Here is a 12,561-nt window from a genome sequence, read left to right on the forward strand (position 1 = left end):
GCTCAAGTTTACGCATCGGTCGTGGTGAGTCAAGTCGAGGAGCAGAAACCTGAGTCGACCCGGCTCAACTCTCAGGCTGCAGAAAACGTCACGCTACCTCCCGTTCTCCCGCTCCCCCTACGGTGAGTGCATGACCGCCAGCGCCAGCCTCCACCCCCGCACCAGCCGCTGGCCCGTCGTCGCCTGGGGCCTCTGGGACTGGGGCAGCTCCGCCTTCAACGCCGTCGTCACGACATTCGTCTTCACCGTCTACCTCACCACCGACGGCCTCTTCGGCACACCGAGCGGCGTCTCCGCGGCGCTCGGCTGGACCCTCGCGGGCGCCGGCGTCGTCGTCGCCCTGATCGCCCCGGTGACCGGGCGCCGCGCCGACCTGGGCGGGCGCCGGCGCCGCTGGCTCGGCCTGCACTCCGCGGTGGTCGTCGCCTGCATCCTGCTGATGTTCTTCGTCCGCCCCGACCCGGCCTTCCTCTGGCTCGGCCTGGGCCTGCTCGCCGTGGGCACCGTCTTCTTCGAGTTCGCGAGCGTCAACTACAACGCGATGCTCAGCCAGGTCTCCACCCGGGCGAGCGTCGGGCGCGTCTCGGGCTTCGGCTGGGGCATGGGCTACGTCGGCGGCATCGCGCTGCTCCTCGTCCTCTACTTCGGCCTCATCTCGCCCGAGGTGGGGCTCTTCGGCGTCACGGGCGAGGACGGCCTGGACGTCCGCGTCTCGATCCTGCTGGCCGGGATCTGGTTCGCCGTCTTCGCCCTGCCCGTCCTGTTCGCCGTCCCCGAGCTCCCCGGCCGGACCGGCGGCACCGCGCGGGTGAGCGTGCTCGAGTCCTACCGCGCGCTCTTCCGCCAGATCGGGGCGCTGCGCCGCGAGAGCCCGACGACGCTCGCCTTCCTGCTCGCGAGCGCCGTCTTCCGCGACGGCCTGACCGGCGTCTTCACCTTCGGCGGCGTCCTCGCCCAGGGCACCTTCGGCTTCAGCGCCGGGCAGGTGATCCTGTTCGCGATCGCCGCGAACATCGTCGCCGGCGTCGCGACCATCGCGGTCGGCGCCCTCGACGACCGGCTCGGTCCCAAGTCGGTGATCGTCGCCTCGCTGATCGGGCTGATCGTCTGCGGCGGCGCCGTCTTCGTCCTGCACGACGCCGGCCCGACCGCGTTCTGGGTCTTCGGCCTGCTGCTGTGCCTCTTCGTCGGCCCCGCGCAGTCGGCCAGCCGCAGCTACCTCTCCCGGCTGATCCCGGAGGGACGCGAGGGCGAGATCTTCGGCCTCTACGCGACGACCGGTCGCGCGGCGTCGTTCCTCGCGCCCGCCGCCTTCGCCGCCGCGGTCTCGATCGCCGCGGGCGTCTCCGGCGACGCCGACGTGCAGTACTGGGGGATCCTCGGGCTGGTCGTCGTGCTCGCCGCGGGACTCGCCCTGCTGCTGCCGGTCAGGACGCCGGCCGCCGCCGCCCGGACGAGCGCCTGATCAGCCGGCGAGCTCCGATCAGGTCGCGAGCCAGAACAGGATCAGCAGCAGCGTCACCAGGAACCCGGTGAGGAAGTTCAGCGCGAGGAAGCGCTTCCAGCCGGCGTTCGCGCGCTCGGCCTGCTCGTCGGTCAGCGAGCGGTACGGCCAGACGCTCAGCGCGTACGGGATCGCGAGCAGCGCGGCCAGCGTCCCCGGCCAGGGCAGCAGCAGCAGGAGCAGCCCGCTCGCGACGTAGGCGGCGATCGCGAAGCGCACGGTCGCCTTCGCGCCGATCACCGTGGCGATCGACCCGATGCCGCCGGCCCGGTCGGCCAGGATGTCCTGCACCGCGCCGAAGGCGTGGCTGGCGATCCCCCAGAGGAAGAACGCGACCAGCAGGGCCCAGAGACCCGGGGTGAGCACCGTGCCCGCGAGCGCGACGCCGTAGACGGCGGGGCTGACGAAGTGCGTCGCCGAGGTCAGCGAGTCGAGGAACGGCCGCTCCTTGAAGCGCAGGCCGGGCGCGCTGTAGGCGATGACGGCGAAGACGCTGACCGCCAGCACCAGCCAGGACAGCGGCGAGCCGAGCAGCACGAGCGCGACCAGGAACGGGACGTTGGTCGCCACCGCCGCGATCAGCGTCGCGCGGTGCTCGCTCCGATCGAGGACCGCGCCCTCGACACCGCCCTTGCGCGGGTTCCGAAGGTCGGACTCGTAGTCGAAGACGTCGTTGATCCCGTACATCGCGAGGTTGTAGGGGATCAGGAAGTAGAGCGTGCCGAGCACGAGGGCGAGGTCGATCTCGCGGGTGGTCAGCAGGTAGGCCGCGGCGAACGGGTAGGCCGTGTTGACCCAGCTCAGCGGGCGGCTGGAGACGAACAGCGCGCGGAGCCGCCTCACCGATCGCTCCGGCGGCGTGCCGGCAGGAGGACCCACAGCGCCGGCAGGGCGAGCGCGGCCGCGATCGCGTAGGCGAAGTCCTCGATCGGCGCGACGCCTATCCGGATCCCCGAGATCAGGTCGTCGTCGTAGGCGACGAGGAGCCCGACGCCGATCATGATGTTGTCGAAGACGGCGGTCGTCACCAGCAGCATCGCGAGGGTGCCGAGCAGCACGGGCAGCCGGAGCCGGCCGCGCCGGAGCGCGACCACCAGCGGCACCGCGACCACCGCGAGGAAGACCGCGTTGAGGAGCAGGTAGGTCACGCGCGCGCCTCCGCCCGCTTCGCGAGGAACCCGTGCACGTCCATCGACAGGTAGCAGAGCAGCGTGAGGAAGAGGACCTCCTCGACCGGCAGCTCCGGCGCGAGCTGCAGCCCGGTCATGTACGGGGTCTCGCCGCGGAAGAAGACGCCGAGTCCGATGCCGGCGAGGTCCCAGAGCAGGAAGAACACGACGCCGGCCGGCAGCACGATCGCCGCACGGCGGGCGTCCGCCCAGAAGAACAGGCCGAAGCGCCTGTCGAGCACGACCATCCCGGTGATCGAGACGACGAGCGCGAGCAGGTAGAGGACCCCCACGCGCTACTCCCCCGCGGCGACGGGCTCGGGAGCCACGCTCGGGGCGACCGGCGCCGAGGGGGCGGCGCGCACGGGCAGCGGCTCGGTCGACACGTCGCCGCGGACGCGCTTGAGCATCACCTCGGCGCTGATCACGCACATGGGCAGGCCGATGCCCGGGATCGTCGAGCTGCCCGCGAAGAGCAGCCCGTCGACGTGCGCGCTGGCGTTCCCGGAGCGGAAGAACGCGCTCTGCGAGAGGATGTGCGCCGGACCGAGCATCGAGCCGCGCCAGGCCCCGAGATCGCTCTCGAAGTCGGCCGGGCCGATGGTGCGGCGCACGACGATCCGCTCGGCGAGGTCCTCGGCACCGGTCCAGGTCGCGATCTGGCGGATCGCCGCGTCGGCGATGGCCTCGACCTGCGCGTCGCCGGCGCCGTCGATCCCCCCGTGGCCGATCGAGGTGTCGGCCGGGATCGGCACGAGGACGAAGAGGTTCTCGTGCCCCTCGGGAGCGACGCCGGGGTCGGTCGCGCTCGGGCGGCAGACGTAGATCGACGCGGGATCGGGGACCGAGGGGTTCTCGCCGAAGATCCGGCCGAAGTTCTCGCGCCAGTCGCTCGTGAACAGCAGCGTGTGGTGCTCGAGCTCCGGCAGCGCACCGCGGACGCCCAGGAGCACCAGCACGGCGCTCGGGCCGGGCTCGCGGTTCTCCCAGTACTCGGGCGGATAGCTGCGCAGCTCGTCGGGAAGCAGCGCCTGCTCCGTGGTGAACAGGTCGGAGGCGTTGACGACGAGCTCGGCGGGGAGCTGTCGCGTGCCGTCCGGGCCCTCGTACTCGACGCCGACGACCTCGGCCCCGCGGCGGCTGCCGCGCGGGGCGCGCGCCGTGAGGATGCGGGTGGCGCGCGAGGAGGTGCGGACGGTGACGCCCGCCTCCTCCGCCACCTCGGCGACGGCCGCGATCAGGCGGGTGAAGCCGCCCATCGGGTAGAGCACGCCGTCGGCCAGGTCGAGGTGGCTCATCAGGTGGTACATGCTCGGCGCGGCGAACGGCGAGGAGCCGAGGAAGACGGCCGGGTAGCCGAGGATCTGCCGCAGCCGGTTGTCGGTGACCGCGGTCGCCGCGAAGGTGTCGAGCGGGGTGAGCAGGAGGCGGCCGAGCCGGCCGGTGCGGCTGAGCACGTCGCGGCGCAGCAGCGGCAGGAACGACGCGAAGCTCGTGTAGAGGAACCGGCGCTTGGCCACCTCGTAGGTGTCGCGCGCCGACTCGAGGTAGACCCGCATCCGGGCCCCCGCGCCGGGCTCGATGCTCTCGAACAGGGCGAGGTTGGACTCCAGGTCGGCGAGCACGTCGATCGGCTCGGCGATGCCCTGGCTGTAGACGCGGTAGCCCGGGTCGAGGCGCTCGAGGTCGAGCCGCTCCTCGGCGCTCGTGCCCATCAGTCGGAAGAAGTGGTCGAACACCTCCGGCATCAGGTACCAGGAGGGGCCGGTGTCGAAGCGGAAGCCGTCGCGCTCCCACGAGCCGGCCCGGCCGCCGACGACCTCGCGCTGCTCGAGCAGGGTCACGTCCCAGCCGTCGCGGGCGAGCAGGCCGGCGGAGGCGAGACCGCCGATGCCGCCGCCGATCACGACGGCGCGGTGCGGGCCGCTCGCCGAGCGGGACGCGCGCGCCGGGCCGGTGCCCAGGCGCGGGCCGATCGTCGAGACGGCGGCGCGGGCGGCGAGCGCCGCCTTCGTCGCCGTCGGCACGCTGACCCGGGCGCGCAGCAGCTCCTCGGCGGGAGTGGCGCGGATCCGGTCCGCGAGCGCGGCGAAGAGGGAGTGCGCGAGCAGCACGGCGCGTCGGCTCGAGCGGGGCAGCTCGGGCACGATGGCGCCGGCCGCGGCGAGGTCGTCGTCGAGGTCGGCCAGCAGCGCCGCCTTGTCGGTCTCCGAGAACGCGCGCGGGTCGACGCCGGGGAAGTAGCTGCGGCCGAGGCCGTCGACGTCGGCCGCCAGATCGCGGAGGAAGTTGACCTTCTGGAACGCGGAACCCAGGCGCCGGGCGCCGGCGACGAGGCGCTCGCGCGCGGCGGGCGAGACGAGTCCGGCGTCGGGCGCGGCGAGGAAGACGTGCAGGCACATCAGCCCGACCACCTCGGCCGAGCCGTAGACGTAGCTCTCGAACGACTCGGGGGTGTGCACCGTCTCGCGCAGGTCGGCGCGCATCGAGGCGAAGAAGGGACCGGTGAGCTCGGTGCCGAAGCCGGCGGCGCGCGCGGTGCGGGCGAAGGCGTGGATGACGAGGTTCGCGCTGTAGCCGCTGGCGAGCGCGCGCTCGGTCTCGGCCTCGAAGGCGTCGAGCGACTCCTCGACGGCGGCGCGGTCGAGGTGCGCCTCCTCGGCGACCCCGTCCACGATCTCGTCGGCGACGCGCACCAGCGCGTAGACGTCCTCGATGCGCTCGCGCACGCCCGCCCCGAGGAGGCGGGTGGCCAGGCCGAAGGACGTGGAGTAGCGCCGGATCACCTGCGCGGACGCCTCGTGGGCGACGCGGTCGTACAGTTCGCTCTGCCGGCTCATCGTGCCACCGTACGGCGCGCGCGGGCGGCGACCGGCATCCGGGCCGCGATCCGCGCGTGGCGGGCGTCCGACGGGTGCGCGGCGGCGTGTCGGGCGGTCACCGGGTGCGCCCGAGGACGCTCGAGACCAGCGGCCGCATCTCGGTGCGGAACGCCTCCGTCACCGCGGGGGTGTGCAGCGCGTCCCACGCGCGGTTCGCGAAGTCGCTCGCGAGCGCCTCGGCGTAGCCGCGCGAACCGCACTCCTCGAGGATGCAGCGCACGCGCTCCGCCGTGTCGGGGTCGAGGTGCTCGTCGCCGATGAGGCCCTCGATCTCGCGCCAGCGGTCGGTCCCGGCGGCGTGCGCGATCAGGACCGTGCGCTTGCCCTCGCGGAGATCGCCGAGCGTGGTCTTGCCGGTCTGCCCCTCGGAGCCGAAGACGCCGAGCAGGTCGTCGACGATCTGGTAGGCGATGCCGATGCCGCGGCCGAACTCGCCGAGGGCCTCGACGGCCGCGTCGTCGGCGCCGGCCAGGATCGCGCCGGCCTGCAGCGGCGCCTCGAAGGAGTAGACCGCGGTCTTCAGACGCTCCATCTCGAGCACCTCCTCCACCGAGGGCATGCCGGGCATCAGCGAGAAGTCGACGTCGGCCAGCTCACCCGCGGCGGAGGCGAAGACGGCCTCGTCGAGCAGGGTGAGCAGGCGCGCGCGGACGCTGTCGGAGGCGCCGACGCCCTCGACCAGGCGGTGCGCGCCGGTGAGCGCGAGGTCGCCCGCGATGACGGCGACCGAGGTTCCGCGGTGCTCCGCGATGGGGATGGAGAGCCCGGCGGTCGTCGCCTCGTCGCGGTAGCTGCCCGAGACGTTCGGGCCGCCGCGGCGGACGAAGTCGCGGTCGATCACGTCGTCGTGCACGATCAGCGCGGTGTGCAGCAGCTCGAAGGCCGCGCCGAGGTGGGCGGACGCCTCGGGGTCCTGACCGCCGTGCGCCTCGTAGGCCGAGATCACCATCAGCGGCCGGAACCGCTTGCCGCCGCGGGTGTTGGCCTCGATCGTCTGCCAGAGGGTCAGGTACCGGGGTCCGAGCCGCGTCGCCCGGGAGCGCGCGAGCGAGAAGAACCGGTCGAGGACAGCATCGACGTGCTCCTGCCGCCTTCGGGAGAGAACCACGGGGTCGCGCGTATCCACGGGGTCGAGGCTAACAAACTCGCCTCTCTAGCAATAAGCCGGCTGAGTTCCGCCGTCGTGCTTGACTTACGGTCATGACTTCGGAAGGAATCGCCGTGCGCACTGACGAGCTCGAGCAGCTGGATCTCCTCGAGGAGGTGGTGCTCCTCGACGAGTCCGGGACCGCCGTCGGCGTGGCCGACAAGGCGACCGTGCACGACACCGCGACCCCCCTGCACCTCGCCTTCTCCTGCCACGTCTTCGCGCCCGACGGCGCACTGCTGGTGACGCGGCGCGCGCTGGGCAAGCGCACCTGGCCCGGAGTATGGACCAACTCGTTCTGCGGGCACCCCGCTCCCGGCGAGCGGATCGAGGACGCGGTGGTGCGCCGCGCCGAGCGCGAGCTGGGCGCCCGGCTCGACTCGCTCGAGCTGGCGCTGCCCGACTTCCGCTACCGCGCGGTGGACGCCTCCGGCATCGTCGAGAACGAGATCTGCCCGGTCTACACCGCGACGGTCTCGAGCCGCGACGCGCTGAGCCCCCGCGCCGACGAGGTCATGGACGTCGAGTGGGTCGACCCCGAGGCGACCCTCGCCGCCGTCCGTGCGGCCCCCTGGGCCTTCTCCCCCTGGCTCGTCCTGCAGCTCCCCCGCCTGCTCGGCTGACCGGCTGCTCCCCGCCCGCGAGATGCCACTTGTGCACGCCTTCCACGGCGTGTCGCGTGCACAAGCGGCATCTCGCGGAGGGGGTCAGTCGCCGTAGACGTCGGTGCGGTGGAAGTTCAGCGACGAGCGGGAGGCGGTGGGGCCGCGCTGGCCCTGATAGCGCGAGAGGTAGGACGCCGAGCCGTACGGCTGCTCGGCGGGCGAGCTCAGGCGGAAGAAGCACATCTGGCCGATCTTCATCCCCGGCCAGAGCATGATCGGCAGGGTCGCGACGTTGCTCAGCTCGAGCGTGACGTGACCGGTGAAGCCGGGATCGATGAACCCCGCGGTCGAGTGCGTCAGCAGCCCCAGCCGCCCCAGCGAGCTCTTGCCCTCCAGGCGCGCGGCGATGTCGTCGGGGAGCGAGACCTCCTCGTAGGTCGAGCCGAGCACGAACTCGCCGGGGTGCAGGATGAACGCCTCGCCCGCCGGGGTCTCGACCAGGCGCGTCAGCTCGGGCTGGTCCTCGGCCGGATCGATGTAGGGGTACCGGTGGTTGTCGAACAGCCGGAAGAAGCGGTCGAGCCGCACGTCGACCGACGAGGGCTGGATCATCGCCGCGTCGTGCGGCGAGAGCCCGACGCGGCCGGAGGAGAGTTCGAGCTTGATGTCGCGATCGGAGAGCAGCACGAGGCGAGCTTAGGGCGCGGGGCTTGCTACCATGGGGCGGTGCGCCTGAGCGGCGCCGCGCGAGTGTAGTTCAATGGTAGAACTTCTGCTTCCCAAGCAGATGGCGCGGGTTCGATTCCCGTCACTCGCTCCGACTCCCCCGCTGCCGGGCCTGCGCGAACAGCGCGAGGATCTCCGCCGCGATGACCTCGTGGCCGCGCCCGTTCGGGTGGTTCCCCTGCGCCATCAGCTCCGCCAGGGACTCGCCGCGCTCCTGCAGCGCGCGGAAGACCCGGAGCGGGTCCGCCAGCAGCACGCCGTCGCGTTCGGCGAGCCCGCGGATCTGCTCGGCGTGCCGGACCAGCTCGTCGTCGGGATCGGCCAGGTCGGCGGCCAGGTCCGGCGAGGGCGTGATCAGCACGGGGACGACGCCGGCCCCGAGCACGGCGTCGATCATCGACGCCCAGGCGCGGCGGGCCCGGTCGAGCCCGATCGCCCGGTCGTTCAGGGCGTAGTCGATCAGCACGACGTCCGGGCGATGGCCGAGGACCTCCGTCGTCCGGCGCTCACCCGACTCCGAGTGCTCGCCGCCGATCGCAGTGACGATCGCGTTGATCACCGCGTGCGGGTGGCGCTCGGCGAGCCGGCCGGCGACGACGTGCGGGTAGGACGCGCGCCGGTCGACCAGGGGCGTCGCGGAGTAGCCCGACGGCACGCTGTGACCGTGGAAGACGAGGTTCACCGCCCTGTTGTCGGGCCAGGTCCGCTCCAGTTCCGCGACGACGCGGAGGAGACCGTGCACAGCGGCGGCCTAGCGCGTCGCGGGCGGCGCGGTGCTCGCCCGCACGATCAGCGAGGTCGGCACCAGCTCGACGACGGGCTCGTCGCTCACCCCGTTCGCGAGCTGCTCCAGCAGCAGCTCGACGCACTTCGCGCCGACCGCGCGGTAGTCCTGCCGGATCGTCGTCAGCGGCGGCGAGAAGTCCTGCGCCTCCGGGATGTCGTTGAAGCCCACCACGCTGACGTCCTCGGGGATCCGCAGACCGTGCTCCGCGAACGCCCGGTAGACGCCCAGAGCGGCCTCGTCGCTGGAGACGAGCACCGCGGTGCAGTCGCCGCTCTCGGCCAGGGCGGCGCCCTGCAGGTACCCGCCGTCGGAGCGCCAGTTGCTGTAGCGCGTGGGCGGCACGGGCGCACCCGCCGCGAGGAGCGCCTCCCGCCACGCCGTCTCGCGGCGCTCGGCCGCGAAGGAGCCGCGGGGGCCGGCGATGTGGTGCACCGTGCGGTGCCCGAGCCCGAGGAGGTGCTCGACCGCGGCCCGGACGCCGCCCGCCTGATCGGCGTCGACCACGGGCCCCTGGGCACCGGCGGCCGCGTTGACGAGCACGCGCGGGATCTCGGGGAGGGTCAGCTGCGCCGTGTCGCGCAGGTACGTCTCCACGACGACGATGAGGCCGTCCACCGCCAGCTCGCCGAACCGAGTGAAGGCGCCGTTGAGCCCGGTCTGGCTGGGTGCGGAGACCGGGACGAGCGTGATCGCGTAACCCGCCTCCGCCGCCGCGGAGGCGATCGAGTCCACGGTCCGCATCATGCCCAGGGTGTCCAGGCTGAAGACGGCGACCCCGAGGGTGCGGAACGAACCGCTCTTCAGGGCGCGCGCGGCGCTGTTGGGCCGATAGCCGAGGGTGCGCATCGCCTCCAGCACGACCTGCCGCGTCGCCGGCACGACGTTGGTCTGCCCGTTCGCGACCCGGGAGGCGGTGACGGGCGCGACGCCCGCGAGGCGCGCCACGTCGGCCAGCGAGGGGCGGCGCGGAACGTCGGTCATGTCCCCATAGTGGCTCCTCTTCCGCCGCAGCTCGTCCAGGAGCTCCTCGAGGAAGTCGGGCGGGGGAATCGGGTCGTGCACATCATCGGCAGACATGAGGGAATGGTAAGGCAACCATCTTCGCCGACCTTCTCGTAGGATCGACGACGGCCTCCCCCTTCCGGGACGGCATCCCGATCGAGTGAAGGACGACGATGACCCACCGGAGCCCCTCTCGCCCCGTGGCAGCGCTGGCCGCCGCCGCGCTCGCCGTCACCCTCGGCGGCTGCGCCGGCGCAGCGGCACCCCGGGACGACTCCCTGCTGGTCTGGAGCTGGGACGACCAGCTGCCGGAGGTCGCGGAGCTCTACGAGGAGGAGCATCCCGGGGTCGAGATCGAGGTGGTCGACGTCGGCACCGGGGACGAGCAGTACACCGCGCTGCAGAACGTGATCGCGGCCGGATCGGGCAGCCCCGACGTCGCCTTCCTCGACGCCACCGCGCTCCCCCAGTTCGCCCTGTCCGGTGCTCTGGCCGACCTCGGGCCGCTCGGGGCCGACGCGCTGTCCGACGAGTTCGCGCCCGGTCCGTGGGCGGCGTCGCAGCTCGACGGCACGGTCTACGGGCTGCCGTGGGCGTCCGGGCCGATGGTGCTGTTCTACAACCGAGCCCTCTTCGAGCGGCTCGGCGTGGCGGTGCCCACCACCTGGACGGAGTACGTCAGCGCGGCGGAGCAGCTGCACGCGGCGGATCCGGAGGTGCACATCCTCAATGACGTCGGCAACGCCGGCCTGGCCACGAGTCTGATCCAGCAGGCGGGCGGCCGGCCGTTCTCGGGGAGCGGCTCCGAGGTCGCGATCGATCTCGCCGACCCCGGCACCGCTCGGTACGCGGAGAACTGGCAGCGGCTCCTCGACGGCGGTCTGCTCGCGCCGGTCGCGGACTGGAGCGACGAGTGGCGGAGGATGCTCGCGGCGGACCGGATCGCGACGCTGCCGGCCGGCAGCTGGATGGCCTCCGCGCTGGCGCAGAGCGCCCCCGACTCCGCCGGCGAGTGGCGCGTGGCGCAGCTGCCGCAGTGGGAGCCGGGCGAGAGCGTGGCGGCGGAGCACGGCGGCGGCGGCTTCTCGGTGCTGGAGAGCAGCGACAGCAAGGAGCTCGCCGTCGACTTCCTGACCTTCGCCACCGCGGGCGAGGGCGTCGACGTCCTCCGCGACTCCGGGCTCTGGCCCGCGCACCGCGCCGCGACCGAGGCCCCCGGGTTCCTCGACGAGCCGAACGAGTACTTCGGCGGGCAGGCCGTCAACCGGGAGTACGCGACCGCGTCGGAGAACGCCCCCGACGACGTCCGGTTCCTGCCCTACCAGGTCTACGCCGCGGGGGTCTTCAACGACTCCGTCGGCACCGCCTACACCGACGGGACGACCCTCCAGGACGGGCTGCTCGACTGGGAGGCCGAGCTCGAGGAGTACGGCGCGGAGCAGGGCTTCACCGTCCAGAGGTGAGCCGGCGCTGCGACACGCCGGGCGGATCGGTGCGAACACGCGGATCCGCCCGCCCGACGGTGCAGGGTGGAGGGGTGAGCGAGCTCGTCCAGATCCCGTCTCCGGGCATCGCCCTCGAGTACGGGCACCCCGGCCGCCCGGTCGTGGTGATCCTGCACGACGTCTTCGGCCGGCTGCCCTGGCTCGAGCCGTTCGCCGAGGCCGTCTCGAAGCACGGGTACCACGTGCTCGTCCCCGACCTCTACGACGGCTGGGCCACGCTCGCCCCGGAGGACGCGCGCGACCTCGCCGCGATGGCCGCGCAGGACCGCGCACTCGCCTCCGTCGCCGACGCGGTGCGCACCGGATCCGCGGCCGGTGCCGCGCGCTCGGCCATCGTCGGCTTCGGCTTCGGCGGTCGGCTGGCGCTGCTGGTCGCCGCGACCGGTCTCGTCGACGCGGTCGTGGCCTACTACACCACTCTCGGCCGGGAGGAGCACGTGCTCGTCCCCTGCCCGACCCTGCTGCACTACGCGCAGAGCGACGAGTGGCCCGAGGGCGACGACCCGGAGTCGTTCGTCGGCCGCCTGAAGGAGGCGGGCACCCCCGTCACCGCGCACACCTACCCGGACACGGAGCGGCACTTCGCCAATGCCACCCTGCGGGAGTCGGTGAGCCCGGCCGCCGCGGCGCTCGCCTACGCGCGGACGCTCTCGTTCCTCAACCCGCAGCTCATCGACTGCTGACGCCGGCCCCGGCTCCGCGCGGCGTCAGCCCTCGACGTCGTGCAGGTGGTGCTGCACGTCGTGCAGGTAGTACTTCGCGATCGTCTCGACCGTGAAGGAGGCGCCGTCGCTGCGCCGCCCCGGGCGCTGCCACTGCCGGCCGGTGACGCCCTCGAAGACGTCGCTGATGCGGCCCGCCTCCTCGACGAGCTCGCGGCCGACGACGGCCGGATCCTGCTGGTCGTAGCGCTCTTCGGTCGCCGCCACGTCCTGGTCCCAGTTGGGGAAGAGCGGGTCGTCGCCCTCGAGCATCAGCCCGAGGCGCATCCGGTAGATCCGGTGCACGTCGCGCACGTGCGCGGCGTACTCCAGCGGCGACCAGGTCTCGTCGTCGGGGCGCCCCGCGGCGTCCTCGCGCTCGAGGACGTAGGGCCAGGCGGCGGCGTTCTGGCGGATCAGCGCGGGGACGGCGTCGGACTCGACGAGCGAGGCGTCGAAGCCGCACTCGAGGCAGGGGCGCTCGAGCACCCAGGTCCAGTCCTTGGTATCGGGAGTGATGGGCATGGGTCCAG

General features: G+C 72.9%; 13 protein-coding genes and 1 tRNA gene. 5 read left to right on the forward strand and 9 right to left on the reverse strand.

The annotated features are described in order from the left end of the window. Positions 1 to 130 precede the first annotated feature (130 nt). Positions 131 to 1,465, forward strand: a complete 1,335-nt coding sequence (locus HRK28_RS06340) for an MFS transporter (protein ID WP_173250735.1) — start codon at positions 131 to 133, stop codon at positions 1,463 to 1,465. Between the two features lie 18 nt (positions 1,466 to 1,483). Here HRK28_RS06340 and HRK28_RS06345 read toward each other — a convergent pair whose 3' ends face one another. The 5 genes from HRK28_RS06345 to HRK28_RS06365 all read right to left on the reverse strand — a co-directional run bounded on the left by HRK28_RS06345 (position 1,484) and on the right by HRK28_RS06365 (position 6,681). After that, the gene (locus tag HRK28_RS06345; RefSeq protein WP_173250736.1) at positions 1,484 to 2,347 is read right to left on the reverse strand and encodes a prenyltransferase; all 864 of its coding nucleotides are present in this window, start codon (positions 2,345 to 2,347) and stop codon (positions 1,484 to 1,486) included. After that, positions 2,344 to 2,652 carry a lycopene cyclase domain-containing protein gene (locus tag HRK28_RS06350; protein ID WP_173250737.1) on the reverse strand — a complete coding sequence of 103 codons (309 nt, stop codon included), beginning with the start codon at positions 2,650 to 2,652 and terminating at the stop codon, positions 2,344 to 2,346. The genes HRK28_RS06345 and HRK28_RS06350 overlap by 4 nt, the downstream gene beginning before the upstream one ends. Next, on the reverse strand, positions 2,649 to 2,966 hold the full coding sequence (locus HRK28_RS06355; protein ID WP_160087279.1) for a lycopene cyclase domain-containing protein: 318 nt from the start codon (positions 2,964 to 2,966) through the stop codon (positions 2,649 to 2,651). The genes HRK28_RS06350 and HRK28_RS06355 overlap by 4 nt, the downstream gene beginning before the upstream one ends. Positions 2,967 to 2,969: 3 nt before the next feature. Further along, positions 2,970 to 5,513, reverse strand: coding sequence for a phytoene desaturase family protein (gene crtI / locus HRK28_RS06360; protein WP_173250738.1), 2,544 nt, complete (start codon positions 5,511 to 5,513; stop codon positions 2,970 to 2,972). 97 nt (positions 5,514 to 5,610) lie between these two features. Beyond that, on the reverse strand, positions 5,611 to 6,681 hold the full coding sequence (locus tag HRK28_RS06365) for a polyprenyl synthetase family protein (RefSeq protein WP_367948350.1): 1,071 nt from the start codon (positions 6,679 to 6,681) through the stop codon (positions 5,611 to 5,613). A gap of 74 nt (positions 6,682 to 6,755) precedes the next feature. On the opposite strand from HRK28_RS06365, the gene idi reads away from it, so the two are divergent. Beyond that, positions 6,756 to 7,325, forward strand: coding sequence for an isopentenyl-diphosphate Delta-isomerase (gene idi / locus HRK28_RS06370; protein WP_160087275.1), 570 nt, complete (start codon positions 6,756 to 6,758; stop codon positions 7,323 to 7,325). Between the two features lie 84 nt (positions 7,326 to 7,409). Here the strand turns inward: idi and dcd are convergent, their stop codons facing one another. After that, entirely contained in the window at positions 7,410 to 7,994 is a 585-nt protein-coding gene (gene dcd / locus HRK28_RS06375; RefSeq protein WP_160087273.1) for a dCTP deaminase, read from the reverse strand. Between the two features lie 59 nt (positions 7,995 to 8,053). Between dcd and HRK28_RS06380 the strand changes: the two genes are divergently transcribed. After that, positions 8,054 to 8,124 (forward strand) — tRNA-Gly (locus tag HRK28_RS06380). Here the strand turns inward: HRK28_RS06380 and HRK28_RS06385 are convergent. Together HRK28_RS06385 and HRK28_RS06390 are read right to left on the reverse strand one after the other, a co-directional pair. Continuing rightward, complete coding sequence (locus tag HRK28_RS06385; protein ID WP_160087271.1) at positions 8,116 to 8,775, reverse strand: SGNH/GDSL hydrolase family protein; 660 nt, start codon at positions 8,773 to 8,775, stop codon at positions 8,116 to 8,118. The two genes, HRK28_RS06380 and HRK28_RS06385, sit on opposite strands and share 9 nt — an antisense overlap. A 9-nt stretch (positions 8,776 to 8,784) precedes the next feature. Then, entirely contained in the window at positions 8,785 to 9,897 is a 1,113-nt protein-coding gene (locus tag HRK28_RS06390; RefSeq protein WP_254304501.1) for a LacI family DNA-binding transcriptional regulator, read from the reverse strand. A gap of 98 nt (positions 9,898 to 9,995) precedes the next feature. On the opposite strand from HRK28_RS06390, the gene HRK28_RS06395 reads away from it, so the two are divergent. Beyond that, the gene (locus HRK28_RS06395; RefSeq protein ID WP_160087267.1) at positions 9,996 to 11,285 is read left to right on the forward strand and encodes a sugar ABC transporter substrate-binding protein; all 1,290 of its coding nucleotides are present in this window, start codon (positions 9,996 to 9,998) and stop codon (positions 11,283 to 11,285) included. A 74-nt stretch (positions 11,286 to 11,359) separates the two neighbouring features. Further along, positions 11,360 to 12,010 (forward strand): dienelactone hydrolase family protein, encoded by a 651-nt coding sequence (locus tag HRK28_RS06400; protein ID WP_173250739.1) that lies wholly within the window; start codon positions 11,360 to 11,362, stop codon positions 12,008 to 12,010. Positions 12,011 to 12,034: 24 nt separating this feature from the next. Here the strand turns inward: HRK28_RS06400 and HRK28_RS06405 are convergent, their stop codons facing one another. Next, positions 12,035 to 12,553 (reverse strand): DinB family protein, encoded by a 519-nt coding sequence (locus HRK28_RS06405; protein WP_160087263.1) that lies wholly within the window; start codon positions 12,551 to 12,553, stop codon positions 12,035 to 12,037. Positions 12,554 to 12,561: the final 8 nt, after the last annotated feature.

It is taken from the genome of Rathayibacter sp. VKM Ac-2835 (assembly GCF_013266705.1).
Classification (GTDB): Bacteria; Actinomycetota; Actinomycetes; order Actinomycetales; family Microbacteriaceae; genus Rathayibacter.